This window comes from Micromonospora sp. NPDC047644 (assembly GCF_040704315.1).
Taxonomy (GTDB): Bacteria; Actinomycetota; Actinomycetes; order Mycobacteriales; family Micromonosporaceae; genus Micromonospora.
This window is the reverse complement of record NZ_JBEYSY010000001.1, coordinates 431,041-456,773: the sequence shown is the minus strand read 5'-3', so window position 1 is coordinate 456,773 and position 25,733 is coordinate 431,041. Positions and strand designations below refer to the sequence as shown.

The window sequence follows — 25,733 nt, the reverse complement described above, 5'->3', positions numbered from 1 at the left end:
AGGGGTCCACCGGTGGAAGAGACTGTGGAATACGCCCAGGCCACGGGGCTGCTTGGGGGCGTCTGGCTGCTGGTGGCGATCCCGCTGCTCAGCGCGGCCATCCTGCTGCTGCTCGGCCGCCGGGCCGACCGCTGGGGGCACTGGTTGGGCGTCGCCGCCATCGGCGCCGCGTTCGTGCTCGGCCTGAGCTTCTTCTTCCAGCTGCGTGGCCTGGAGAACAAGTCCGTCGAGCTGAGCCTCTGGGACTTCATCGCCGTCGGTGATCTGCGCGTCGACTTCGGCCTGCTGTTCGACCCGCTGGCCGCGGTCTTCGTACTGCTGATCACCGGGGTGGGTTTCCTGATCCACCTGTACGCGGTGGAGTACATGTCGCACGACGCGGGCCGTCGTCGGTTCTTCGCGTACTTCAACCTGTTCGTCGCGGCGATGCTGCTGCTGGTGCTCGGCAACAACTACGTGATGCTGTACTTCGGCTGGGAGGGCGTCGGTCTGGCGTCGTACCTGCTGATCTCCTTCTGGACCGAGCGGCCGAGCGCGGCCACCGCCGGCAAGAAGGCGTTCCTGATGAACCGGGTCGGCGACGCCGGCCTGGCCATCGGCATCTTCATCATGTTCGCGACCCTGGGCACCACCCAGTACGACGAGGTGTTCAACGGCGTCGGCTCGCTGACCGGCGCCACGGTGCTGGTCCTCGGCCTGTTGCTGCTGCTCGGCGCGGCCGGCAAGTCCGGTCAGTTCCCGCTCCAGGCGTGGTTGCCGGACGCGATGGAGGGTCCGACCCCCGTGTCGGCGCTCATCCACGCCGCCACCATGGTCACCGCGGGCGTCTACCTGATCGCCCGGTCCAACCCGATCTTCTCGGCCAACTCGACGCTGCAACTCGTGGTGGTCAGCGTCGGCGCGCTCACCCTGCTGATCGGCTGCATCATCGGTGCGGCCAAGGACGACATCAAGCGGGTGCTCGCCTGGTCGACGGTGAGCCAGATCGGCTACATGTTCCTCGGTGTCGGCCTCGGTGGCGCGGCGTACGCGCTGGCCATCGTGCACCTGCTGGCGCACGGCTTCTTCAAGGCCAACATGTTCCTGGGCGCGGGCTCGGTCATGCACGGGATGAAGGACCAGGTCGACATCCGCCGCTTCGGTGGGCTGTCCAAGTACATGAAGATCACCTGGTTGACCTTCATGATGGGTTGGCTGGCCATCATCGGCATGTTCCCCTTCTCCGGCTTCTTCTCCAAGGAGCCGATCATCGTGGCCGCCTTCGAGCGGGAGGACTGGACCGCCTGGCTCTTCGGCGGTGCGGCACTGCTCGGCGCCGGGCTCACCGCGTTCTACATGACGCGGCTGTTCGTCCTCACGTTCCACGGGCCGCAGCGGTGGACCGAGGACATCGAGCACCCGCACGAGTCGCCGAAGCTGATGACCATCCCGCTGATCCTGCTCGCGGTCGGGTCGGTCGGCGCGGGCTTCCTGCTCGCCACGTCCGTTCCGGACTGGCTGACGGAGACCGCCGGACTGGGCGGCGAGCACTCCGAGCACGCAGCGGTCCTCTCGCACACCGTGATCACCATCCTGTCGCTGCTGGTGACCGTGCTCGGTGCCGGGCTCGCCTGGTTCCTGTTCCGCGCCGGCACCGCCACCGCGCCGCAACCGGCCGGGGTGCTGGTCACCGCCGCCCGGCGCAACCTCTACACCGACACGGTCAACGAGGCGGTCTTCGAGAAGCCGGGCATCTTCCTCACCCGGGCGCTCGTGTACCTCGACAACCGGGGCATCGACGGTCTCGTCAACGGGCTCGCCGCCGCGGTCGGCGGGGGCTCGGGTCGCCTCCGTCGGATGCAGACCGGCTTTGTCCGCTCGTACGCCACCTCGATCCTGGCCGGTGCGCTGCTGGTGATGGCGGCGTTCCTGGCGGTGCAGGCGGGGTGGTTGGCGTGATCGACCTCTTTCCGGCCGCCCCCGCCGGCGGACCACGCAGTGACGACGGAGGTAAGGCCGCATAATGTCCAACTTCCCGTTCCTCTCGGTGCTCACCGTGGCGCCGCTGGTGGGCGCCCTGGTGGTGGCCTTCCTGCCGCGCCACCGCCCGGAGCTGGCCAAGCAGGTGGCGTTCGCCTGGTCGCTGCTCGTGCTGGTGCTCTCGGTGGTGATGTGGGTCAGCTTCAACGCCGGCGGTGACCGGTTCCAGTTCCGCGAGTCGTACTCCTGGATCCCGAACTGGGGGGTCAGCTTCACCTTCGCCGCCGACGGCATCGCGCTGGTGATGCTGATGCTGATCGCGGTGCTGGTGCCGCTGGTGATCCTGGCGTCCTGGCACGACGCGGAGTCGTCGAAGCGGTCGGTGCCCGTCTACTTCGCTCTGCTGCTGGTCCTCGAGTGCACGATGATCGGCGTCTTCGCAGCCGCCGACGTCTTCCTGTTCTACGTGTTCTTCGAGGTCATGCTGGTGCCGATGTACTTCCTCATCGGCAGCTACGGCGGCCACCAGCGGCAGTACGCGGCGGTGAAGTTCTTCCTCTACTCGCTCGTCGGCGGTCTGTTCATGCTGGCCGCCGTGATCGGCCTGTGGGTGGTCGGCGGGAAGACCTTCGACTGGCAGGCGCTCTCGCAGGTCGACATCAGCACCGGCACCGAGCGGTGGCTGTTCCTCGGCTTCTTCCTCGCGTTCGCCATCAAGGCACCGTTCTTCCCGTTCCACACCTGGTTGCCCGACGCCGGTGGCGCCGCCCCGGCGGGGGCGGCGGCGCTGCTCGTCGGCGTACTGGACAAGGTCGGCACCTTCGGCATCCTGCGCTACTGCCTGCCGCTGTTTCCGGAGGCGTCGAAGTGGTTCGCGCCGTGGGCGCTGGCCCTGGGCGTGATCGGCATCGTCTACGCCGCGCTGCTGGCGGTCGGCCAGAACGACCTCAAGCGGCTGGTGTCGTACACCTCGATCGCGCACTTCGGCTTCATCGGTGTGGGCATCTTCGCCTTCACCACCCAGGCCGGCACCGGCGCGGTGCTCTACATGCTCAACCACGGCTTGGCCACCGGCCTGCTCTTCCTGGTGGTGGGCATGCTGATCTCCCGGCGCGGTTCGGCGCTGATCAGCGACTTCGGTGGCGCCGGCAAGCTCGTCCCGGTGCTCGCCGGGGTGCTCTTCTTCGCCGGTCTCGCCTCGTTGGCGCTGCCCGGCACGGCGCCGTTCATCTCCGAGTTCCTGGTGCTGATCGGCACGTTCACGGTGAACAAGCCGGTCGCGGTCATCGCCACACTCGGCATCATCCTGGCCGCCGCGTACGTGCTGTGGATGGTGCAGCGCACCACCCAGGGCACCCTCAACCCGGCGCTGACCGAGGTCGACGGCATGCGCCGGGACCTCAACCTGCGCGAGAAGGTCGTGGTCGCCCCGCTGATCGCGCTGATCGTGCTGCTCGGCTTCTTCCCCAAGCCGGTCACTGACGTGATCAACCCCGCCGTCCAGGCAACAATGGACGACATCGGCAGAACCGACCCGGCGCCGTCCGTGGGCGGCACCGTCCAGGAGGCGGCAAAGTGACCGAGTTGAAGCTGCCGTCGATCGACTACGCGGCGATCTCTCCGATCCTGATCATGCTGGGCACCGCGTTGCTCGGCGTGCTGGTCGAGGCGCTGGTGCCTCGACGCTGGCGGCACGTGGTGCAGTTGACGCTGGCGCTGCTCGCCGTGCTCGCGGCGCTGACCATGGTGGTCCTCAGCGCCGACGAGCGGATCATCACAGCGGGTCAGGCGCTCGCGATCGACGGGCCGACGCTCTTCCTCCAGGGCGCGATCCTGGTGCTGGCCGCCATGGCGCTGCTGCTGATCGGCGACCGCTCGGTCGAGCGGGGCGGCGCGTTCGTCGCCCAGGCCGCGGTTACCGCCGAGTCGGCCGACGACCGGCGGCAGGCCGAGGGACGCAACGGCCTCACCGAGGTCTACCCGCTGACCACGTTCGCCATCGGCGGCATGCTGATCTTCGTGGCGGCGAACGACCTGCTGACCATGTTCATCGCCCTCGAGGTCTTCTCCCTGCCGCTCTACCTGCTCTGCGCGCTGGCCCGTCGCCGGCGTCTGCTGAGCCAGGAGGCGGCCATGAAGTACTTCCTGCTCGGCGCGTACGCCTCGGCGTTCTTCCTGTTCGGCGTGGCCCTTATCTACGGCTTCACCGCCGGCATCCCGGGCCGGACGGCCGGCGTCGACTTCGCCACCATCCACGCGGCGGTGGGCGAGTCGCCGGCCAGCCCGGTGCTGCTCTTCGCCGGCATGGCGCTGCTCGCCATCGGTCTGCTCTTCAAGGCCGCGGCGGCCCCGTTCCACGTCTGGACCCCGGACGTCTACCAGGGCGCTCCGACCCCGGTCACCGGGTTCATGGCGGCCTGCACCAAGGTCGCCGCGTTCGGTGCCCTGCTGCGCGTCTTCCAGGTCGCGTTCGCCGACGCCAACTGGGACTTCACCCCGGTCCTCGGCGCGGTGGCGGTGCTGACCATGCTGGTGGGCGCGGTGCTCGCGGTCACCCAGACCGACATCAAGCGGCTGCTCGCGTACTCCTCGATCGCCAACGCCGGCTACCTGCTGGTCGGCGTGTTGGCGCCGAGCCGCGACGGGCTGGCCGGCACGATGTTCTACCTGGTCGCGTACGGCTTCTCGGTGCTGGCCGCGTTCGCCGTGGTGACGCTGGTACGCGACGACGACGGCGAGGCCACCCACCTGTCCCGCTGGGCCGGGCTGGGCCGCCGGTCGCCGTTCTTCGCCGCGCTGTTCACGTTCATCCTGCTGGCCTTCGCCGGTATCCCGCTGACCAGCGGCTTCACCAGCAAGTTCGCCATCTTCGGGCCGGCGCTGGAGGGTGGCCAGGCCTGGCTGGTGATCGCCGGTGTGCTGACCAGCATGATCCTCGCGTTCCCGTACCTGCGGGTCGTGGTGATGATGTGGCTCTCCGAGCCGGGCGATTCGACCCCGACCGTCACGGTGCCCGGTGGGCTCACCGCCGCCGCGCTGATGATCGGTGTGTTGGCGACGCTGGTGTTGGGTGTCGCCCCGGCGCCGCTGCTCGATCTGGCCGCCGGAGCCGCCGAATTCGTTAGATGACCGAAGGATCGATCACCGGGGGTCGGCGCGTGTTCACGTGCCGGCCCCCGGTGCGTATCCCCGGGCCGGAGCAGGTCGTACGGGTGTGGCATGGTTGATAGCGTGGTGAATCCGGCGGGCGAGCGTTCAGGTGCCTCCGGCTCCGGCGGTCGGCGGGGTCGGGCGAGCATGAGTCAGTTCGGCGCGCTCGGCCTGAGCCTCGCCGATCCCCGTGTCGAGGCGTCCGTGCTGGGTCTGCTGGACACGGTCGAGGTCGAGTTGCGGGCCAGCGTGGCCAGTGCCGACCCGTTCGTCACCGAGGCCGCCCGGCACCTCGTCGAGGCCGGCGGGAAGCGGTTCCGGCCGTTGCTGGTGGCGCTCGGCGCCCAGTTCGGTGATCCGACCGGCGCGCAGGTGGTCCCGGCCGCCGTGGTGATGGAGCTCACTCACCTCGCCACCCTCTACCACGACGACGTGATGGACGAGGCGGCCGTTCGTCGGGGCGCGCCGAGCGCGAACTCCCGGTGGACCAACTCGGTCGCCATCCTGGTCGGCGACTACCTCTTCGCCCGCGCGGCGGACATCGCCGCCGACCTCGGCCCCGAGGCGGTCCGGTTGCAGGCGCGCACCTTCGCCCGGCTGGTGCACGGTCAGATCGCGGAGACGGTCGGGCCGCGCGCCGACGACGACCCGGTGGCCCACTACCTGCACGTCATCGCCGAGAAGACCGGCTCGTTGATCGCCACGTCCGCCCGGTTCGGCGGCATGTTCGGTGGGGCCGCCCCGGAGCACGTCGAGGCCCTCGCCGGGTACGGCGAGACGATCGGCGTCGCCTTCCAGCTCTCCGACGACCTGCTGGACATCGCCTCCGAGTCGGTGCAGTCGGGCAAGACCCCCGGCACGGACCTGCGCGAGGGTGTTCCGACGCTGCCGGTGCTCTACGCCCGCGAGGCGGACGACTCGGACGCGTCGTCGGTGCGGCTGCGGGAGATCCTGGCGACCGGCCCGTTGACCGACGACGCGCTGCACGCCGAGGCGTTGGGGCTGCTCCGGGAGAGCCCGGCGCTCAAGCGGGCCCGCGAGACCGTCCGCAGCTACGCCGAGGACGCCCGCGCGCAGCTCGCCCCGCTGCCGCACGGCCCGTCCCGCAGCGCGCTGGAGTCGCTCTGCGACTACATCGCCGACCGCACCAGCTGATCCACACCTCGGCCCGCAGCGGCGGCGGCGCGGGTCAACAGTCGGCTGCCGACGAGCATGAGGGCGGCGGCGAGCAGCATCGCGATGGCCGCGACGGTCCACATCGCCGGGTAACCGAGGTGGGCGGCGAGGGGGCCGAGGCTCAGCGGGCCGAGGCAGCCGCCCGCGTACACCCCGGTCTGTGTGATCGAGGTGGCGGCGGCCGGTGACTGCGGGTGGAGTCGGACCACCGCGAAGTTCATCAGGCCGGGCCAGGCCCAGCCCAGGCCGAAGCCGAGCACCACACCGACCACCAGCGGCACCGAGCCGGTCAACGCGAGCAGGCCCAGCCCGACCGCGCCGACGAGCAGCATCGCGGCGATGAGGGCGACGTGGCCGGTCTCGCGGCGGTCGGCCAACCAGCCCGCGCCCACCCGGGCCGCCACGCAGACCGCGCTACCCAGGGTCAGGGTGAGACCGGCGAGGCCCGGCGACAGACCTCGGGCCGCCGAGGAGTCCACCAGGAAGGTGCCGAGCGCGTTGGCCGCGCCCGACGCCAACGTCGCCGCCGCGCCGATCACCACCAGCGCCGCCGTCGCCCTCCCGGCGCGCGTGGCGCCGGCCCGCTTGGCCGGGCCGGGCAACTGTCGGGGTACGGCGGCCAGCGTCGTCAGCGCGACCACGGCGGCGGCCACGAACGCCCAGCGCCAGCCGGCGGTGAGCGCGATGGTGGGCACCGCCGCGCCGGCCAGGAGGGTGGAGACCGGGATGGCGGCCTGCTTGACACCGAACGACAGCCCCTGCCGTCGGGCGGGCACGTGCTGGGCCAGCGCCGCGTTGCTGGCCAGTTGGCCGAGCGCGTTCGCGGCGGCGCTGAGCGCCAGCAGACCGACCAGCACCGGGTACGACCTGGCGAAGGCGGCCACGGCCAGCATCGATCCGGCGGCCAGCACGATGCCGCAGCGGGCGACGACTGCCGGTCCGTACCGTTCGACCAGCCGCCCGGAGGGCACCGAGGCCAGCGCGCTGACCCCGAAGTAGACGGAGACGGCCAGGCCCAGGCCGGCCGGTGAGAAGCCGAGGTCCGTGCCCATCTGCACGGCGAGACCGCCGAGCAGGAAGACGGGGAGTACGCAGGCCACCGTGGTGACGACTGCGCCGGCGCTGGCCCGGACCGGACGGGGTTGGGCAACGGCCGGATCAGGGGTTTCGGAGGTGTCGGTCATCGTTCGGCAAACCTACGCGAGCCCCGCTCACCGCACTCCTCGTGACCGGCGGGCAACAACCTGTGGATGGTGATCTGGCATCCTCGACCCGAACAGGCATTTCGCACCGGGCCTGTTTTTCATATGGTGTAAGTCCACGGCGGCGGAGGTGGTTGTGCGCGACCCCTTGGCAGAACCTTCGGACCTGATTCGCAGCGTGTCCCGAGCGCTACGGGTGCTGGAGTCGGTCGGTCGTGCCCCGAAGGGCCTGACCGTCAAGCAGATCGCCAGACGCTGCGAGTTGACCGTGGCCACCACCTACCACCTGGTTCGCACCCTCGCCTACGAGGGCTACGTGATCCGTCGCGAGGACGGCACGTACATCGTGGGGTTGGAGGTGGCCGACCGGTACCGGGAGCTGGTGACGGCGTTCCGGGGTCCGCCGGCGGTCGGTGAGACACTGCGCCGGGCCGCCCTGGACACCGGCTACAGCCACTACCTCGGTCGGTTCGTCGGCGGTCAGGTGGCCCTCACCGCTGTCGCCGAGGGGCACCGCTCGCCCTACCTGGAGGATCTGGTGCCCGGCTTCGACGAGGGCGCGCACGCGACAGCGCTCGGCAAGTCGCTGCTCGCCACCCTCACGACCGACCAGCGCTACCGCTATCTGCGCGAGTACGGCATGCGCCCGTTCACCACCGCCACGCTCACCACCACCGAGAGTTTCGAGGCGGACCTGGCCGCCGGCGACCGGCGCGGCATGCAACTGGAGATGGGGCAGTTCCGCCAGGGGGTGGCCTGCGCCGCGGTGCTCGTCGCACCGGACAAGGACATGGAACGTCGGGTCGTGCTGGCCTGCGCGCTGCCCGCCAGCGAGATGATGACCTCCGCCCGGGTGGTACGCGCCAAACTGCTCACCGTGGCCCGCAGCGTGGCCGACGGCATCGCCGGCGACAACTGACCGACGAGAGGCCCTCTCCCGGGCTGGGAGAGGGCCTCTCGGGGCGGTCCAACGCGGGACCGCCGGAGCAACGTCAGCGGCGATTACGCCGTCAGCTGCCCACCGGGCCGCCGTCGAGACGCCAGGTGACCACCACGCCCGGCTTGGCGTAGTCACCGTCCGGCCAGTTCGAGGCCGGGTTCTCCACCGACGCTCCGGTGATCTCGCCCGGGTGCTGCACGGCGACGAAGACCGAACGGTTGTCGCCGGTGATGAACGGGCCGCAGGTCTCCGCGCCGAGCGGCACCGTCAGGAACTGCTTGAGGTGACCCCGCTCCGGACCCTCCACGGCGGTGGCGAACAGGCCGTCGTTGCTGCCCAGCGCGTTGCCGTCGGTGGAGATCCAGAGGTTGCCGGTGGCGTCGAAGGCGACATTGTCCGGGCAGGAGATCGGGGAGACCTTGGCCTTGTCGTACCCGGCGAAGAAGGTCGACGGGTCGGTCGGGTCGCCGCACACGATCGGCAACGACCAGGCGAAGGTCTCCGAGGTGTTGTCGTTGCGGTCCTCGACCAGCTCCAGGATCTGCCCGTGCTTGTTGGCGTTGCGCGGGTTGGCCTCGTCCGGCTTCGGGTTGCTGCCGACGCCCCGGTTGGTGTTGTTGGTCAGCGCCACGTACACCTTGCCGGTGAGCAGGCTCGGCTCGACGTCCTCGGGGCGGTCCATCTTGGTCGCGCCGACCTTGTCACCGGCGAGCCGGGTGAAGGTGAGCACGTCCGCCGCGGTCATCCCGTCGACGAACGACCGGTTGCCGCTGACCAGCCTGATCCAGCGGCCCCGACCGTTGAACGCGCCGTCGGTGGGGAGCTTGCCCGTACCGTCGATCTCGGCGGCGCTGGTCTGGTCGAGCTTCGCCACGTAGAGCGTGCCGGCCTCCAGCAGGGTCAGGTTTTGCTTGCGGGCCGCCCAGGAGTTGCCCTTCATGAACTTCTTGTCCGAGACGAACTTGTAGAGGTAGTCGAACCGCTCGTCGTCGCCCATGTACGCGACCACGTGACCGTCCTTCGCGACGATCACGTTGGCGCCCTCGTGCTTGAACCGGCCCATCGCGGTGTGCTTGCGCGGGCGGCTCTCCGGGTCGAACGGGTCGATCTCGACGACCCAGCCGAACCGGTGTGCCTCGTTGGGGTGCTTCGCCAGGTCGAAGCGCTCGTCCGCACGCTCCCACTTGCGGCTGCCGCTGGGGTAGCGGCTGGCGGTGCTGATGCCGTAGCGGTCCAGCTTCGGCTTCAGCTCGGCCGGGACGGCGTCGGCGCCCACGAAGTACTGGTTGAAGTTCTCCTCGCCGGAGAGCACGGTGCCCCACGGGGTCACGCCACCGGCGCAGTTGTTCAGCGTGCCGACGACCGTACGGCCCCTGGGGTCGGCGGCGGTCTTCAGCCAGGCCGAGCCGGCGGCCGGGCCGGTCAGGTCGAACTTGGTGCTCAGGGCGGTGACCCGCCGGTTGTACGGCCGCGGGCCCTTGCCGACCGGCTTCCACTGCCCGGTGCCCGCCACCCGCTCAAGCTCCACCACCGACATGCCGTGCGCGGCCATGGCGGTCTTCAACTGCTCCACGGAGAGCCCGTCCAGGCCGGGGAAGCCCGGGAACATCAGGTCCTCGTTGGTGTACTCGTGGTTGACCACGAGCAGTGCCCGCTTGCCCTGCTTGTCCAGCGGCAGCACGCCCACGAAGTCGTTGTTGTAGCCGAACTGCTTGGACTGTGCCGCGGCGCTCTGGTGGTGCAGGTCGAACTCCGGCGCGCCCGGCAGCACCGGGTCACCCCACTTGATCACCACGGCGTGGTCGTAGCCGTTCGGCACGACCAGGGTGTCCAACTTGTTCGGAGGGATCGGCTTGAAGGTCAGCGCGCCGCTGCCGATCCCGGTGCTGGGACGACCGAATCCGAAGTTCTCCGGAACGTCCGGGGCGGTCGGGGCCGCCATCGCCGGGGCCGCCCCGGCGAGCGCGCCGGCCGCCGTGCCGCCGAAACCGAGCACCAGCGCGCCGACCGCGCCGGCCCGGACCACGCCACGCCGCGACACCTCGGCGTTCACCACGTCACCGAAGTACGCGTTGTCGGAGGTGTTCGGGACCGGGTGGTCACACGCGTTTCCGCACCGGTACAGGCAGGTCATGGCATCACGGGTGCCATGGCGGGTGCCGTTCAACAGGGGGAGCAGCCGGGGGCGGTCGCTCATGGGGGAGGCCTCCAGAGGAGTCGGTGGCACGACAGGCGGCGTACCAGCCGGACGCTAGGAGGACGTGGTGAGCGCCCGTCAGCCGCAATGTGAACCGGGCATGAACACCTCTCCGGGCGGCAACCGTCTGACCTCGGGCTGAACCGTTCGGCGTGACCGCACGTATTCCCGAGCGAACGCACCGCCGGACGCGCGCCGGAAGCGAGGAGACCGCCATCAGCGACCACGACGCCCAACTGCTCCGCGCGCTGCACGACGAGCACGCGGAGGCGCTGTACGCCCATGCCCTGCGGCTGGTCAACGGGGACCGGCAGCGGGCCGAGGACCTGGTGCAGGAGACGCTGCTGCGGGCCTGGCGACATCCGGAGTCCCTCGACCCGAGACGCGGATCGGTGCGGTCCTGGCTGTTCACCACCGCCCGCAACCTGGCCATCGACGCCTGGCGGCGGCGATCCACCCGGGTCGGCGAGGTGTTCACCGACGATCTGCCCGAACCACCCGAGGTGATCGACGAGGCCGAACGGGCGGTGGAGGCGTGGACCGTCGCCGAGGCCCTGAACCGGCTCAGCCCGACCCACCGGGAGGTGCTGGTCGAGTGCTTCTACCAGGGGCGGTCGGTGGCCGAGGCGGCGTCCCGCCTGGGCGTACCGCCGGGGACCGTGAAGTCCCGCACCCACTACGCGCTGCGGTCTCTACGGTTGGTCCTGGCCGAGATGGGGGTGACGGGATGACCCGGTGCGAGTTCGCGTACGACGACGGCGCGTACGTGCTGGGTGCCCTGGCCCCCGCCGAACGGGCCGCCTACGAGCGGCACCTCGGCGGCTGCGCCTCGTGTCGGGAGGCGGTCGCCGAGATCGCCGTCCTGCCCGGGTTGCTCGGGCGCCTCGACCCGGCGGGGTTGGAGCAGATCCTGCCGCCGCCGGCCCCGCCCCGGGTGCCCGCGCTGCTCGACGAGGCCCGCGCGCTTCGTCGTCGGGAACGCGCCGCGGACCGGCGACGGTACGCGCTGACCACCCTGGCCGCCGCCGGGCTGGCCCTGGTCGTGGGTGTCGGGACGGCGGCGGTGCTGCCCCGATCGGTGACCCCGCCGCCGACGGCGCAGGGCACCCCTGGCCCACAGGTGTCGATGGTCGCCATGCGGCCGGTGGCCACCGCCGGGCCGGTGCACGCCGACATCGGGCTGGTCGGCACCAAGTGGGGCACCCGGGTGACCATGCGGTGCGGGTACGACGCGCGGACGAGTTACGGCAAGGCGTACCCGTTCCGGCTGGTGGCGCGCGGGCCGAACGGCGCCACCGAGCAGATCGGCTCCTGGCTCGCCGCCCCCGGTGACGACCTCAGCTTCACCGGCAACACGAGGTTCACCGACGCCGAGCTGGCCAGCGTGGAGCTTCAGAAGGCCGACGGCACCCCCCTCCTCACCTACGCCGTCCCGTAACCCCTCTCTCACGCGATCTTGCACTTTCTGTTCTTTCACAAGGGGCATGCAGGGGCATACCGGCGACACAAAGTGCAAGATCGCGGGGGCGGTCAGGGGGTGGGGACGGGTGTGGGGGGAGGGGTGGGTTGGCGGGGCCGGGTGCGGCGGGAGGTTCGGACGGCGTCGGCGGTGAAGACGATCAGGGCCAGCCAGACCAGCGCGAAGCCCGCCAGCCGGGCCGGGGGCATCGGCTCGTGGAAGATCAGCACCCCGCAGCCGAGCTGAAGGATCGGCGCCAGGTACTGGACCATGCCCAGGCTGCTCAGCGGCAGTCGGTTGGCCGCCCCGGCGAACAGCAGCAGCGGAATCGCCGTGGCCGCGCCGGCCAGCACCAGCAGCGCGGTGTGCCCGGCCGAGACATGCCCGAAGGTCACATCGGCCTTCGCCGTCAGCCAGCCCAGGTAGCCCAGCGCCGGCAACGCCAGCACCGCCGACTCGACGAACAGCCCCTCCGCCGCCGGCAGGCCGAGCCGCTTCTTCACCAGGCCGTAGCCGGCGAAGCTGAACGCCAGGGTCAACGCCAGCCAGGGCAGCCGGCCGTAGTCCACGGTGAGCACCGCGACCGCCGACGCGCCGATGCCGAGTGCCACCCACTGCGCCGGGCGTAGCCGCTCCCGCAGCACCGTCACCCCGAGCAGCACCACGACCAGCGGGTTGATGAAGTAGCCGAGCGCAGTCTCCACCACCCGGTCCGAGTTGACCCCGTAGATGTAGGTGCCCCAGTTGACAGCTATCAGCGCGGCGGCGGCGACGATCCCCGCCACCGCCCACCGGCGGCGCAGCAACGCCCGCAGGAAGCCGATGTTGCGCAGCGCGCCCAACAGCAGAGCCACGAAGACCACCGACCAGACGATCCGGTGGGCCAGGATCTCCAGCGGGCCGGCGGGTCGCAGCAGCTTCAGGTAGAGCGGAAAGAAACCCCAGAGCAGGTACGCGCCGAGGCCGTACAGGTATCCCAGGCGGAGTGGCGTCACGCCTACACCGTAAGGGGCGTACTGCTGCTTTGTTCCTTTCCGGTGAGTGGGGTCACCGGGGCTCGCCGGTCGAGCTGCATCCACCGCTGCGGCGCGTCCAGCGGGGTGAAGCCCACCCTCTCGTACACCTGGTGGGCGTCGTTGGTGCAGAGCAGGATCCGGCGTACGCCCAGCTCATCCAGGTGGTCGCGGACCGCGCCGGCCAGCCGTCCGCCCAGCCCGCGACCCCGGGCGGCGCGGTCGACGTACACGTCGCAGAGCCAGGCGAAGGTGGCGCCGTCGGTGACGACCCGGGCCACGGCGACCTGGCGGCCGTCCTCCGGCCGGTAGATGCCGAACGGCAGCGAGCCGGCGAACGCCCGCTCGGTGGTCTCCCGGTCCCGTCCGAGCGCCCAGTACGCGTCGGTGGACAACCAGTGGTGCACCAGGTCCAGGTCGATCCGCGCCGGATCGGTGCTGAGCAGGTGGCCGTCGGAATAGGTCAGCGAGAACATGCCGCGAGGCTAACCGCCGAGGTGGGCGGTCGGGCCGCCACATTCCCGAACTCTGGTCATCGGCCCGCCGGGGCCCCGGCCGAGGTCGGAGCCCCGGACGGACCGGGTCGGTGCTGACTGGTCAGCGGTCAGTCCCGGTCGAGGACGGCGCCGAGGATCCAGGTCACGATGCTCACGAAGAGAGCGCCGAGCACTGCCGCCGGCCAGAAACCGTCAACCGAGAACGGCAACCCGGCCTGGTCGGCGATCCAGCTGGTGAGCAGGAAGAGCAGCCCGTTCACCACCAGGGCGATGAGACCCAGGGTCAGCAGGTAGAAGCCACAACCGACGGTCTTGATGATCGGTTGGAGAACAGCGTTGACCACACCGAAGATCACCGCCACCAGGAGCAGCGTGGTCACCGTCTCGGTGGCCGAGTTCGAATCCAGGGAGATGCCCGGGATGAGGAGCGTGGCCAGCCAGAAAGCCAGAGCTGTGCTGGCCAGCCGAATCAGCAGACCTTTCAGAAAACCCATGGCGGGGATCGTGCCACGGACACCGCGGCGACGTAACCCGCCGGCTGGCGGGTCCGCTGGAATCAGCCGCGCGTCGGCGGGCCGGTCAGTTCAGCCGCGCGTCGGCGGGCCGATCAGTTGCGCCTCGATCGGGGTGGCGGAGAGCAGTGCCCAGCGCAGCGCCCGACGGTTGACCACCGCCACCATGTCCTCCCGGATCCGGGTCAGCCACTCGGCCGAGCCGCCCAGCCCGAGCGCGGCTCCGGCCAGGGTGGCCTCCGCGGCGGTCAGCGGCTGGAGCAGCGCCAGGTCGGCGCGGCTCAACGCGTCCACATCGGCCGCGGTCAGCTCGTCGCGTACCACCAGGGTGGCCCGCCACGGCGGACCCGGCACGGCCTCGGCCGCCACCGGCCCGGCGTCGACGATCAGCAGCAACGGCCGCAGCGCGGTGCCCACCCCGTCGGCGACCGCCCGACCGGGAGGGAGCAACGGGATCGTGCCGCCCGGTGCGCCAACCCCACGGACGAACGGCTCCCAGGCCCGTGGCCGGGCGGTCTGCACCACCACCAGGGCGCCGAGCGCCAGGGCGCGCAGCGCCACCAGCTGGGCTGCCCGTACCCCGCCGACCAGCAGTACGCGGGTGCCCTCCGGCCGGAACAGTCGCACGGTGACGGCCCGGCCGTGCCGGTTGGTGCCGACCATCATTCCCGCGTCGCCCAGGGACAGCTCCCAGTCGTCCACGGTCGGGCCGGGCACCGGTGGGCTGGGCTGCGCTCCGGGTGCCGTCAGCGCCAACGGCAGCGTGGCGGCCAGCCCGCCCAGGTGCGCGCCGTCGAGTCGCCGCAGCTTTCCGCCCAGGTCGGTCACCAGGCGGACCAGCGCCTCCCCGGCCGCCGCCAACTCGGTCGCCGTCCCGGCGGCCAGGCGTACGGTCAGCTCGGTCGGCACTCCGCCAACCGACGACGACGAGATCGTCGGCGAGGGACCCGAGCAGATCGACACGGTCGTGGCCGTCGCCGGCAGCGCCAGCAGGCGGGGCACCAGCCGGCGTCCAGCCGCAGCGCCCGCGTCCGGCCGGTGGAGCAGACGGAAGGTGGCCTGGACGAGACTGCCGGAGCGGATCGCCGGCCACAACTCCCGGACCGGTTCGCCGTCGTGGTGGGCCAGCTCGCCGAGTACGCGTAGCGCCGCCGGCACCCCGAGCGGTCGCGCGGCCAACGGTCCGAGCCGGCGGACGATCCGGCGGACCGTGCCGGCGAGTACCCGGCGCAGGTCCTCCTCCGACCAACCGTTCACCCGCAGCACCCGGACCGCCACCACCGCCCGCTCACGCCCGGCGAGCCGCCCGTCGGTGAGCTGCCGGTACGACGTGCCGACCGTGCCACCGGCACTCGGCACCGGTGCCGGCGCACCGGCGAGCAGCAGTTGGACCAGCAGCGGGGGCTGGTCCGGCCCGGTCGGGGGGAGCAACGTGGCCGGGGCGGGGATCGCCTGGGACACGTCGCCCAGCAGGTCGCCGGGGTCGCCGAGCTCCAGGAGCGCGACCATGCCGGTGCTGTCCTCCAGGACGGCCGCCAGTCCGCCGGTCAACTCGGTCGAGCGGATCACGGTGCCCGGGGCGACCAGGTCGAGCAGTGCGGCCGCGTCGGCCGGCCCGGTCAACGCCCGCCGGTGGGTGAGGTGCCCGACGGCGGTGCCCAGCCACTCGAACAGCCACCGGCCCCGCACCGGCACCCAGGCGGCGGCCACCAGCAGCGCGGCCACCAGTAGGGCTGCCGCGACGATCGGCGCGGGTCGACCGAGGGTGACGAGCACCAGGGCCGCCGCGACCTGTGCGGTGACCAGTTGGCCGGCTCGCGCTCCGGCAGCCGCGCGACGGCCGAGTGCGACCCAGTGGGCCGCCCGCGATCGGCGACGGGGGGTGCGCTGATCGACCGGCAGCGGGCCGCTGTCGGTGGATCGGCCCGGCCCGCCCACCCGTGGGGAGGGGCCCGCCTCGGACCCGGGAGGGGTCGGCGGGTGCGGCCCTCCGGTGGTGATCGCCGGCACCGTGCCTCCTCGACCAGTGGGGACCGGGGTCGGACGGCCGGCCGCCCTTCGGCGACCCGTCACGCGCCGCGACGTGGCTGCGGCACATCGTAAGCGACCGATGGCCGCCTCGGTTGTCCACAGGGGAAGCCGGTGGGGTAGCAGAACCGCTACGAGGTCGCTACCGTCAGCCACGAAGTCCTTCGCTGACCCGTGTCTCAGTGCTCGAAAGACCGGGCCAAGCGACGACGCGTCGCCCCGGGTGGGCGCGTCGACGGCCAGGTGCGATCCGAGAGACGAGGTGACGTCCGGATGTCCCAAACCAAGGCAGAAGCAGCGGTCATGCAACAGACTGCCGCGAAGTTCGAGCAGGTGGACCAGTCGTTGCAGTCCATGCTGACCGGCCTGCTGGCCGAGCTGGAGGTGTTGCAGCAGGCTTGGCGCGGCGCTGGTGGCCGGTCGTTCGAGCAGGTCAAGCAGCAGTGGTCACAGGACCAGGCGGCGCTGCACCGCGCGCTGCGCGAGACCGCCGGTGCGATCCGCACCGCCGGTCGGCAGTACCACGCGTCCGACGACGAGGTGGCCAGCCGGGTGGCCGGCACCAACCGCGGCGGCATCCAACTGCCGCTCTGATCCCGTTGGGGAGGGAATCCGATGGACCATGGTGTGCTGGTCGTCAACTTCGCCGCGCTGCAGCAGGCCGGCGCTGACATCCAGAAGGCGTTGAACACCCTCGACGCGCAGCTCGGGCAACTCGAACGCGACGCCGCCCCGCTGGTGGCGAGCTGGACGGGCGACGCGCAGCAGGCCTACGAGCAGCGGCAGGCGCGGTGGCGTTCGGCCTCGCAGGACCTGCAGGGGATGCTGCGTGACATCAGGTTGGCGGTGAACGACTCCGCCACCGACTACCTGGACACCGAAAAGAAGAACACCGGGCTGTTCCAGTGAGCGATGTGGGCTGGGAGCGCTGACCATGTCCGGGCCAGCGCCCCGCCCGCAGCCGGTCGGCGACGACGGTTGTGTGCGGGCGGACCCAGGCCCTGTGCGGGCGGGCTCAGCCCCTGTGCGGGCTGGCTCGGGCCGTGTGCGGGCGGGCTCAGGCCGGGCCGGCCGCTCGCCAGCGTCGACGGGCGCCCCGGGGTGCCACCAGGGCGAGCAGCGCCACGGTGACCGCCGTGATGCCGGCCACCGCCCCGACCAGCAGGGCTCGGTCCCGCGCGGCGACTCGACGGGCCTGGTGGGCGAGCTGCGCCGGGTCGGCCCGGTCGTCGGCGAGCGCGGCGACCGGTGGCGCGCCGGCCGCACGGCCGCCGCTGGTCTCGGTGACCGCCCGGTACGGGTTCAACACCCCGGCGCCGTACCCACCGCCCCGGCCCGCGCCCGGAGCTGGATCGGCGGTGGCGATGATCCGCTCCGCCACCTGGGCGGCGGTCAGCTCCGGCCGATACTCCCGCAGCAACGCGGCGGTGGCGGCCACGAAGGGCACCGCGTAACTGGTCCCCTCGACCCGATGGTGGCCGGCGCCGGGTGCGGCGGTCAGCACCTCGCTGCCCGGAGCGACGAGGTCGACGTACGAGCCGGTCTGCGAGAACGACGCCCGCCCGCCGTCCGCCCCGATCGCGCCGACGCCGAGCACCCCGTCATAGCCGGCCGGGAACGGTCGGGGGTCCCCACCGTCGTGCAGGTTGCCGGCGGCGGCCACCAGCACCACGTCCCGCTCGACCGCGTACCGCACCGCCGCCCGGACCTCCGGGTCGTCCGCGTACAGCACGACGGACAGGTTCACCACGTCGGCGTCCTGGTCGACGGCCCACCGGATGGCCCTGGCGAACTCGTCGGCGCTGACCGTACGCCCCGACTCCCGGCCCTGCACGACCTGCTGTTCGCTCACCCGCACCGGCAGGATTCGGGCACCCGGCGCCAGGCCGCGGAAGGCGACGTCGGGGCGGGGTGCCGCGGCGATGATGCTCGCCACACCGGTGCCGTGCCCGGCGCAGTCCCGGCCGCCGTCCCCGCCGGGGTCGAGCAGGTCGGTGCCGGCCAGCACCCGCCCGGCCAGTTGCGGGTGCACCCGGTCCACCCCGGAGTCGACCACCGCGACCGTCACCCCGTCGCCGGTGGCCAGCGGCGCGAGCCGTGCCGGGTCGTACCGTTGCTGTGGCCAGGGCCTGGCGGCGACCGGCCGGACGGGGGCGAGCGGCGTCGCGCAGGCCGGTGCCGACGCTCCGAGCCCGGCGGTGGCGGCGACGGTCGGAAGGGCCGGTACGGTCAACAGGCTGGCGGCCAGACCTGCGAGGACCGGGCGCGTGATCGATCCGGACATCGACACCCTCCGTATCGTGGCGGCTCCGAAACGGGATGTTATCGCCTCCTCCGGGCCCGGGCGGACCGCCGCCGGCCAGCCATTGTGATCTTGGTACCACCTTGTAGGTTGTACGCGATACCTGTGGCCTGTTCTCGGAAGGGGAGGTGGCCGTGACCGCATGGGAACCGGCCACGGAGGCCGAGGTGGCGATGCGCGACGCGCTGCGCGCGAACGACCAGGAGCTCTACTTCCGGCTCCTGTCCCGCACCGATGTGCTGCTGCCGGTCTCCGCGCCGACGCAGCCCGGCCAGCCACCTGCGGGATGGGGCACCTGGACCACCGGCGGCCGGACCCACGTCCTGGCCTTCACCTCCGCCGCCGCACTGCGGGCCTGCCTCGGCGACCATGCCGGCAGCAATCGACGCATCCCCTTCGCCGACCTCGCGGCCAGCTGGCCGAACCACGAGTGGTGGCTCGCCGTCAACCCGGGTCTGCCGGTCGAGGGTTACCTGCCGGCCTGGTTCGTGTCGCAACTGTCCCGAGGTGACGTGCGGCTGCCCGGCCGTGCCATGGGTGCCCGCGCCCGCCTGGAGCGGGCCGAGACGTTGGCCCGCACCCGGCCCGGCGTGCCACCGCGGGACGCCGCCCCAGCCGCCGGATCGCCTCCGCTGACGGGGGCGGCCCCGTCCGCGCCCGAGACCGCTCCGCTCGCACCTCATAGGCCGGCGCGGAGCCCGGGCCCTCGGGTGGGTGCCCCACCCGTGCCGGGTCCCGCGCCCCGGCCACCCGCCTCGGCAGAGCCTCCGCGCCGACCCGGCGCGGAGGACCTGCCCGCCGCCGGTCAGCGGCACCCGACCGAACCGCCGCGGCCCACCCCAGGCGTCGGAGCGCTGCCCCGCAGCGCCCGGCCGTCCCGGTTCACCCCGTTGGCGACCGCCGGCCCCACCGCCGACCAGGCTGGGCCGGGCGTGGGCTGGCCGGCAGCGACCCGGCCGGGCGACATCGACGGCCCCGCCCCGGGTAACGGCAACGGCGCCCCTCAGGCCGCGCCTCGGCGCTCCTTCTTCGACCCCGCTCCGGCCCGTGACCCGGCCCAGAGCGGCGGCCGTCCCGGTGACCGGGCGGCCCCGCCGACCCGGTTCGGTCGAGGCAGCCAGCCCTTCCCCCGCCGTCGCCCCGCAGACGCGCCCGCTGGCGAGACCGCGACGCGGGCCTTCCCGATGGCGGCGGACCCGGCCGCCACCCAGCCGGTACGACGGCCGGAGGGCGGTCTCGGCGCGTCCCGCGGCATGGGCCCGCCGCCGTCCGGCGAGGAGATCACCCAGCCGCTGCCGCCGCGCCGGCACAACCCGCTGGCTGAGGAGCCCACCCGCGCGTTCCGGGTGACCGGTGAGCCTCGCCCGACCGGTGCGCCCGGGCGGCCGGCGGCGGAGGAGACGCAGGCGATTCCCCAGGACCGGCCGGGTCGGTTCGAGCAGGCGGAAAAGACGCAGGCGATACCCCAGGACCGACCGGGCCGGTTCGAGCCGGCGGAGGATCTGCCGGTGTCCGCCGCGGAACCGGTCTCCGGGCCGCCGGCGCCACGCCGGGGCTTCACGCCCATCGTCATCGAGGGCACCATCATCGAGTCCCGCGACCTCACCGACCCGGTCGAGAGCAGCGCGCCGGTCGACGCGCCCCGGCGGCCCAGCCCTGCCCAGGCCGCCCCGCCACCGTTCGGCCCGACGCCCCCCGGTCCGGGCCTGTTCGGCTCGACGCCCCCCGGTCCGGGCCTGTTCGGCCCGTCGTCGCCCAGCCCCACAGAGACCGCCGCGCCACCACCGTTCAGCCCGGCACCCTCCGATCCGGGGCTGTTCACGGCGTCCCCCGGCCCCGCTGAGGCCGCCGCGCCGCCGTTCGACCCGTCGTCCCCCAGCCCCGACCCTTTCGCACCCCCGTCCTTCAGCCCCGATCAGCCCGCCCCGGACCCGTCCGCCCCGCAGCCCGTGATTCCGGCGGAGTCCGGCGCTGTCGGCGGTGACCTGGGCGGTCCGGGGGCCGACGCCCCGCTCGGCGACGATCGCTCCGACAGCGGGGGCTCGTTGGGAAGCCCGACCGGCGGCGAGAGCACGACGGCGGACGACAGCCCCCTGCCGCGTGCCGACGAGCCGCCACCGGTCGAGTTCGAGCCGGCGAACACGGTCGAGGAGGACCTGCTCAGCGCCGCCGGCTCGGGCAGCACCGACACCTTCCTGTCCACCTTGCTGCTGGCTCGGGTGCTGCTGCCGGCGGCACCGGACTCGGTGCGGGGAAGCCGCCCCGGGGACCCCGGCTTCGTCTGGCGTACCGCGCAGCTCGACGGCGAGACGTACGTGGTGGTCTACACGTCGTCGGAGCGCCTCGCCGACCATGTCGAGGGGGACGTCGACACGGTCCGGGTGAAGTTCGCCCAACTGATCCGGCGCTGGCCCGACGAGGACTGGTCGTTCGCCGTCAACCCGGGCACACCGGTGGGCGCCAAGTTGCCCGGTGAGCAGATCGTCGCGTTGGCCAACTGGGCCGCCGAGGTGGGGCTCGGGGACGACCTGGAAGTGGACCAGGTGGAAGCGCCGGCCGTGGCCGAGCCCGCCGCCCGTCCCCGGTACGCTCCCGCGGCGGTCGACCCGACCCGGCCGACGGTCATGCAGAAGGCGGTCGCCCCCAGCCAGCTCGCGTACTACCTGGATCGTGGGTACGACCGGGTGTCCGGCTTCGTGCACCGGGCCGGCGAGCTGTCCCACCTGACCACACCGGCTCAGCTGCACGAGGCGCTGGGCCTGAGCTACCCCGGCTCGCCGTTCGCCCAGGACGCCGAGGAGATCTACGTGCTGCGCTGGCCGGCGCACCGGCCGAGCCTCTACCGCATTCCGTACGGCGGTCAGAACGAGCCGGCGATGCGGGCCATGGAGGGCTGGGTCATCGAACGTCCGCCGTTCCGGGGCAACGGCTTCGCCCCGGGTGAGAGCAGCGACGTGGTGGCGGAGTTCAAGGTGGACAGCGCACGTCTTCCGCACGGTGCCCAACTCTGGCGCATCGGCGCGGACGGCAGCGAGCGGGTGGTCGCCGAACTGGACACCGACTCGGTCACCTGGCGACGGGTCGGGGAGGCGTGATGCGCGACGGTTACGTGGCCCGTTGGCAGGGCCGGGAATACCAGGCCAGCCCGGACGGTGACGACATCCGCCTGTACCAGCCCGAGCCGGGCGAGGGCTTCGAGGAGGTCCGCGCGGGCCGCTACGTCCGGGTGCTGCCGGCGAGCGAGATCGAGGATCTGGCGTACGTGCGGACCACCTGCACCTGGCAGGGGCAGCCGTTCATCGTGCTCGGCGAGCACGACGCCTGGCTGCGGGTGGAGTACACGGGTGGTCGCTGGCCGGTGGCCGAGGCGATGCGCCTGGAGGTCTTCGACTTCGGCGTCTACCAGGGTTGGGCACCGGCCGCCGAGGTCACCGACCTGCGGGAGCAGCGGGTCTGACCGGTCAGGTCTTGGCCCATCGCAGGATTTCGCCGAGCACCAACTCCGGCGCCTCCAGGTGCGGGAAGTGCCCCACCCCGTCGAGCAACCGCCACTCGTACGGGGCGACGACGTACCGACCGGAGCCCAGCGCGGTGCGGGGTAGGGAGGCGGTGTCCAGGGCGCCGTGCAGTTGCAGGGTCGGGGTGGACAGCGGCTTCTGCATCAGGCGGACGAACCGGTAGCCGTGCAGGCGCAGCAGCGAGCGGAACGCCCATCGGTAACCCTCCAGCGCGCAGAACGCGGCCTGCGGGATGCACATCGCCTCCTGGCACCGCTGGGCGTACGCCTCGAAGTCCGGCCCGGCCACCCACTGTGGGCCGCCCCAGCGGCGCATGATCTCGCCGACGGCTGCGGCGCCGTCACGGGTCAGGACGTGCTCGTAGCGAGGTAGCTGGAACTTCAACGCCGGGGTGGACGCGGTGAACTGCCCGCGCGGGTCGGCGAAGATGGCGGCCCGCAGTCGCAGCGGGTGCGGTGCCCCCAGCACGACGAGCCGGCGGACCAGGGACGGGTGGAACGAGGCCACCGTCCAGGCCACCATGCCACCGAGGCCGCTGCCGACGACCGTCGCGGATCGTTCACCGAGCGCGCGGATCAGTCCGGCGATGTCGGCGGCGAGGGTGTAGCCGTCGTACCCCCGGGGTGGTTTGTCGCTCGCCCCGTAGCCACGCAGGTCGACGGCGACCGCCCGGAAGCCGGCGTCGGCGATCGCCGGCAGCATCTGGTGCCAGGCCCACCAGTGCTCCGGGAAGCCGTGCAGGAAGAGCACCATCGGCCCGGTGCCGCCCTCGACCACGTGGAACCGGCTGCCGTTGGCGCCGACGAAACGGTGCGTCCACGGCCCCTCGGTGAGGACACAGGACTCGTCGACGGCCCCGCCGCGCTGGTCGGTCATGGCAGACAGCCTAGGACCCGGTTGCCGCGGGCGACCCTGGTGGTCGCGTTGAACAGGGGAAAGCCCCGGGTTGTCCCGGACCGCGACCGGGGGAGTCGGCTCGACCAACCCGGTCGTGGCCATCCGGACGGGTGTCACAAAGGGCGACGCCCGGGCAGATGACCTGCCCGGGCGTCGCTTGTTGGTGCGGGATCAGTGGTCAGCTGATCCGGATCTTCATGGAGGTGCCGTCCTGCTCCAGAACCTTGATCTTGACACCGGTCGCGGGGAGCTTGACGCCGTGGTTCGGCAGCTCCTCGTAGAAGTACTTCTTGGTGTCGTCGAACAGCGGCTCAGCAGCCTGGCCACGGATGTACTGCGGCTGGCTGTTGAGGTGCAGGGTGAACGAGTCCGCCTTGTTCAGGCTGAACGGGGCGTCGTACACCTGGATGCGGGCCCGCCACGGAGCCCCCGTCAGGTTGTAGATCGGGCGCGGGTGCGCGTCGATGTAGAGGTTGCGGCCCTCACCGGGGTGACCACCCGGGTTGGACGCCGACGCCGGCGCGGTGTTGTTGTCGGAGAACCGGGTGTTCCAGTACGAGATGAGCAGGCCCTCCTGGTACGCGTAGTGGTCCACCCAGTCCGGGCGGGTGTTCGCGTAGCCGAAGAAGTACGGGCCCGTCTTCAGGTACTTGTCGTACGAGACGTACGACCGGTTGCCGGCGATGTAGAAGTTGTCGAACAGCCGGGTGTAGGTCGCCCCGACCACCTCGAACGTGGAGAGCGTCCAACCGGCGTCGGTCTCGGCGCCGTCGCTGAACACGGTCTGGCCGTCGGCGGTCACGGTGATCGCGTCACCGAAGAAGCCGCCCTCGGAGACCCCACCGTCGGTGACGTAGTGCAGGCGGACCTGCGCCACCTTGCCGGCGACCGAGGTGAGCGGGATGTTGATGTCGGCCCACGCGCCGTTGCTGCTGCCGTCGAGAGCCGGGCGGCCGGCGCCGTCGACGCCGATCGGCTGGCCGTTGACCGTTCCGTCCAGGTCGGCCCAGGTCTGACCGCCGTCCGTCGACGCCTCGAAGTAGAGGTAGTCGTAGGTTTCCTCGATGCTGTACTTGCCCTTGAGCGACAGCGCCGCCGTGGACTTGCCGGTCAGGTCGAACGTCCTCGTCATCTTGCTGTCGAGGTCGTCCTCGTTGCCGGAGAAGTACTGCTTCGAGCCCTCGAACGGTGCGCCGTAGTTGAAGGTGTACTCCCGCTGGGGCAGCACCACCACGGCGGCCTGTGCCTTCTCGGAGTTGTACTCCTGCGGGCCGAGCTCCAGCGAGCGCTTCTGCCCCGCCACGACCACCTCGTAGTCGAGCCAGCCGAGCTGGAGCTTGTTCCACGCACCGAGGTCGCCGCCCCGGTCGCCGATGCCGACGTCGTTCTTGGCGCCGAGCCGGCTCTGGGCCATCAGGGTCCAGTGCTCGTTGTTGTTGTCGGCGGGGCCGTAGTCGTCCGGCAGGCCCAGGTCGTGGCCGTACTCGTGGTAGAAGACGCTACGACCGCCGTTTTCCGGCTGGATCGTGTAGTCGCGGATCCAGACGCCGGTGTTGCCGATCTGGGTGCCGCCGATCGGGAAGTTCGGCGGGCCCACGGGCGAGCTGTTGAACGCCGACCAACGGTGGCTCCAGATGGCGTCCTCACCCTGCTGCGGGTCACCGTCGGCCTGGTCGCCGCCGGAGTGGACGATCTGGAAGTGGTCGATGTAGCCGTCCGACTCGTTGAAGTCGCCGTCACCGTCGTAGTCGAAGCGGTCCCACTGGTCGAAGGACTTCATCTCGGTGGCGATCTGCGCGTCCGTACGGCCCTTGGCCTTCTGGTCGGCGACCCACTGGTTGGCGGCGTCGGCGATCAGGTTCCAGGTGTTCGGGCAGACGTTGTCGGCGCAGACGGCGGGGTCGCCGGTCGGGTCGTCGTCGGCCTTCGGGTCGTCGGAGCGACCGTAGCGGGCCTCGTTGTACTTGACCTTGACCCAGTCGGTCACCTCACCCTCGACGGTGTAGCGACCCGAGGACTGCGCCTCGTAGTACTGCTTGAGCGACTCGTCGCCCGGGTTGGTGCCGAAGTAGAGCTGGCGGAAGTGGTCCGGGCTGAAGTCCGGCTGCCAGATGGTGGAGTTGTCCACGGCCCGGTTGGGCTCGGGGATCTTGTTGTGCAGCGGCCCTTCGAACGTCGCCGGGCCGGCGACGTCCGGGTTCATGTCCTTGTCCGGGTAGGACGGGTGCCGCTCGTCACCGAACTCGGCCAGGATCACGAAGATCTTGTCGGTCCGCTCACGCTTCAGCTCGACGTACTGGTCCTTCGTCGCCTGCGCGCCGGCAGCCGACCGTGCCTTGCTGTTGGTGGCGGTCTTGCCGACCTGGCCGACCTTGACGACAGTGCTGCCGTTGCGCTCGATCGGCTTGCTGCGCCCGCTCAGCACGTCGGCGAGACCCTGCTCACGCAGCTCGCGGCGCTTGTCCTCGAGCTTGTCGGGGAGTTCATCCTTCAGCGCCTGTGGTTCGGCAGCGGCCGGAGCTGCTGCCGGCAGTTTGGGCTGCGGGGCGGCCGAGGCGGACGGGCCGAACGCCAGGCCTGTCGCCGTCAGTGAGAGCCCGAGCAGACCCACTGCGACTTTGCGCACGTGGTACCTCCGGTGTGAGGGAACCGGCCCAACGGGGGTACGGGCCGGTGGGAGATCGATCCCACTAGTGGGACCATTGGTGAACATAGTTACTGGCGGGACAGGTGGGAAGACGAACGCGTCGATTTGTTGCAAGATTTTGTTGGGAATGCTTTTCACCGTCACACCCCGCCGGTTCATCAGCCCCGCTGAGCAGTACGGGTACGGGCGTGACCGTATACAACGACATTTCTCGATCAATCTGATCGTCCGCAAAC

20 protein-coding genes are annotated in these 25,733 nt (G+C 71.6%); 11 read left to right on the top strand and 9 right to left on the bottom strand.

Going from position 1 to position 25,733, the window contains the following annotated elements:
• Window positions 1-12 precede the first annotated feature (12 nt).
• The 4 genes from nuoL to AB0877_RS02100 all read left to right on the top strand — a co-directional run bounded on the left by nuoL (window position 13) and on the right by AB0877_RS02100 (window position 6,264).
• On the top strand, window positions 13-1,938 hold the full coding sequence (gene nuoL / locus AB0877_RS02115) for an NADH-quinone oxidoreductase subunit L (protein ID WP_366605813.1): 1,926 nt from the start codon (window positions 13-15) through the stop codon (window positions 1,936-1,938).
• A gap of 64 nt (window positions 1,939-2,002) precedes the next feature.
• Complete coding sequence (locus AB0877_RS02110; RefSeq protein WP_112585696.1) at window positions 2,003-3,538, top strand: NADH-quinone oxidoreductase subunit M; 1,536 nt, start codon at window positions 2,003-2,005, stop codon at window positions 3,536-3,538.
• Complete coding sequence (nuoN, locus tag AB0877_RS02105) at window positions 3,535-5,088, top strand: NADH-quinone oxidoreductase subunit NuoN (protein WP_366605811.1); 1,554 nt, start codon at window positions 3,535-3,537, stop codon at window positions 5,086-5,088. The genes AB0877_RS02110 and nuoN overlap by 4 nt, the downstream gene beginning before the upstream one ends.
• Window positions 5,089-5,178: 90 nt before the next feature.
• The gene (locus AB0877_RS02100) at window positions 5,179-6,264 is read left to right on the top strand and encodes a polyprenyl synthetase family protein (RefSeq protein WP_366605809.1); all 1,086 of its coding nucleotides are present in this window, start codon (window positions 5,179-5,181) and stop codon (window positions 6,262-6,264) included.
• Here AB0877_RS02100 and AB0877_RS02095 read toward each other — a convergent pair.
• On the bottom strand, window positions 6,240-7,469 hold the full coding sequence (locus AB0877_RS02095; RefSeq protein ID WP_366605808.1) for an MFS transporter: 1,230 nt from the start codon (window positions 7,467-7,469) through the stop codon (window positions 6,240-6,242). The genes AB0877_RS02100 and AB0877_RS02095 overlap by 25 nt on opposite strands.
• Window positions 7,470-7,623: 154 nt before the next feature.
• On the opposite strand from AB0877_RS02095, the gene AB0877_RS02090 reads away from it, so the two are divergent.
• Window positions 7,624-8,406 carry an IclR family transcriptional regulator C-terminal domain-containing protein gene (locus tag AB0877_RS02090; RefSeq protein ID WP_366605807.1) on the top strand — a complete coding sequence of 261 codons (783 nt, stop codon included), beginning with the start codon at window positions 7,624-7,626 and terminating at the stop codon, window positions 8,404-8,406.
• Between the two features lie 91 nt (window positions 8,407-8,497).
• On the opposite strand, the gene AB0877_RS02085 is transcribed toward AB0877_RS02090, so the two are convergent.
• Window positions 8,498-10,624 (bottom strand): PhoX family phosphatase, encoded by a 2,127-nt coding sequence (locus AB0877_RS02085; protein WP_366605805.1) that lies wholly within the window; start codon window positions 10,622-10,624, stop codon window positions 8,498-8,500.
• A gap of 215 nt (window positions 10,625-10,839) precedes the next feature.
• Between AB0877_RS02085 and AB0877_RS02080 the strand changes: the two genes are divergently transcribed.
• Window positions 10,840-11,355: a sigma-70 family RNA polymerase sigma factor gene (locus AB0877_RS02080; protein ID WP_051708644.1), complete on the top strand. Its 516-nt coding sequence runs from the start codon at window positions 10,840-10,842 to the stop codon at window positions 11,353-11,355.
• Window positions 11,352-12,062 carry a zf-HC2 domain-containing protein gene (locus AB0877_RS02075; protein ID WP_366605804.1) on the top strand — a complete coding sequence of 237 codons (711 nt, stop codon included), beginning with the start codon at window positions 11,352-11,354 and terminating at the stop codon, window positions 12,060-12,062. The genes AB0877_RS02080 and AB0877_RS02075 overlap by 4 nt, the downstream gene beginning before the upstream one ends.
• A 92-nt stretch (window positions 12,063-12,154) precedes the next feature.
• Here AB0877_RS02075 and rarD read toward each other — a convergent pair whose 3' ends face one another.
• The 4 genes from rarD to eccE all read right to left on the bottom strand — a co-directional run bounded on the left by rarD (window position 12,155) and on the right by eccE (window position 16,115).
• Window positions 12,155-13,078 (bottom strand): EamA family transporter RarD, encoded by a 924-nt coding sequence (gene rarD, locus AB0877_RS02070; protein ID WP_366605802.1) that lies wholly within the window; start codon window positions 13,076-13,078, stop codon window positions 12,155-12,157.
• Between the two features lie 2 nt (window positions 13,079-13,080).
• Complete coding sequence (locus tag AB0877_RS02065; RefSeq protein WP_366605800.1) at window positions 13,081-13,572, bottom strand: GNAT family N-acetyltransferase; 492 nt, start codon at window positions 13,570-13,572, stop codon at window positions 13,081-13,083.
• 128 nt (window positions 13,573-13,700) lie between these two features.
• Window positions 13,701-14,087, bottom strand: a complete 387-nt coding sequence (locus AB0877_RS02060) for a phage holin family protein (RefSeq protein WP_091395522.1) — start codon at window positions 14,085-14,087, stop codon at window positions 13,701-13,703.
• A 90-nt stretch (window positions 14,088-14,177) separates the two neighbouring features.
• Window positions 14,178-16,115: a type VII secretion protein EccE gene (gene eccE / locus AB0877_RS02055; protein ID WP_366605798.1), complete on the bottom strand. Its 1,938-nt coding sequence runs from the start codon at window positions 16,113-16,115 to the stop codon at window positions 14,178-14,180.
• A gap of 291 nt (window positions 16,116-16,406) precedes the next feature.
• Between eccE and AB0877_RS02050 the strand changes: the two genes are divergently transcribed.
• Window positions 16,407-16,727, top strand: coding sequence for a WXG100 family type VII secretion target (locus AB0877_RS02050; RefSeq protein WP_091395516.1), 321 nt, complete (start codon window positions 16,407-16,409; stop codon window positions 16,725-16,727).
• A 21-nt stretch (window positions 16,728-16,748) separates the two neighbouring features.
• Complete coding sequence (locus tag AB0877_RS02045; protein WP_355004864.1) at window positions 16,749-17,042, top strand: WXG100 family type VII secretion target; 294 nt, start codon at window positions 16,749-16,751, stop codon at window positions 17,040-17,042.
• 148 nt (window positions 17,043-17,190) lie between these two features.
• Here AB0877_RS02045 and mycP read toward each other — a convergent pair whose 3' ends face one another.
• Window positions 17,191-18,417: a type VII secretion-associated serine protease mycosin gene (gene mycP, locus AB0877_RS02040; RefSeq protein ID WP_366605796.1), complete on the bottom strand. Its 1,227-nt coding sequence runs from the start codon at window positions 18,415-18,417 to the stop codon at window positions 17,191-17,193.
• A gap of 152 nt (window positions 18,418-18,569) precedes the next feature.
• Between mycP and AB0877_RS02035 the strand changes: the two genes are divergently transcribed.
• Both AB0877_RS02035 and AB0877_RS02030 read left to right on the top strand, forming a co-directional pair.
• Window positions 18,570-21,530, top strand: coding sequence for an SseB family protein (locus tag AB0877_RS02035; RefSeq protein ID WP_366605794.1), 2,961 nt, complete (start codon window positions 18,570-18,572; stop codon window positions 21,528-21,530).
• Window positions 21,527-21,892: a hypothetical protein gene (locus AB0877_RS02030; RefSeq protein ID WP_030486287.1), complete on the top strand. Its 366-nt coding sequence runs from the start codon at window positions 21,527-21,529 to the stop codon at window positions 21,890-21,892. The genes AB0877_RS02035 and AB0877_RS02030 overlap by 4 nt, the downstream gene beginning before the upstream one ends.
• A gap of 4 nt (window positions 21,893-21,896) precedes the next feature.
• On the opposite strand, the gene AB0877_RS02025 is transcribed toward AB0877_RS02030, so the two are convergent.
• Both AB0877_RS02025 and AB0877_RS02020 read right to left on the bottom strand, forming a co-directional pair.
• Complete coding sequence (locus AB0877_RS02025; protein ID WP_366605792.1) at window positions 21,897-22,829, bottom strand: alpha/beta hydrolase; 933 nt, start codon at window positions 22,827-22,829, stop codon at window positions 21,897-21,899.
• A 199-nt stretch (window positions 22,830-23,028) separates the two neighbouring features.
• The gene (locus AB0877_RS02020; RefSeq protein WP_366606170.1) at window positions 23,029-25,461 is read right to left on the bottom strand and encodes an immune inhibitor A domain-containing protein; all 2,433 of its coding nucleotides are present in this window, start codon (window positions 25,459-25,461) and stop codon (window positions 23,029-23,031) included.
• Window positions 25,462-25,733: the final 272 nt, after the last annotated feature.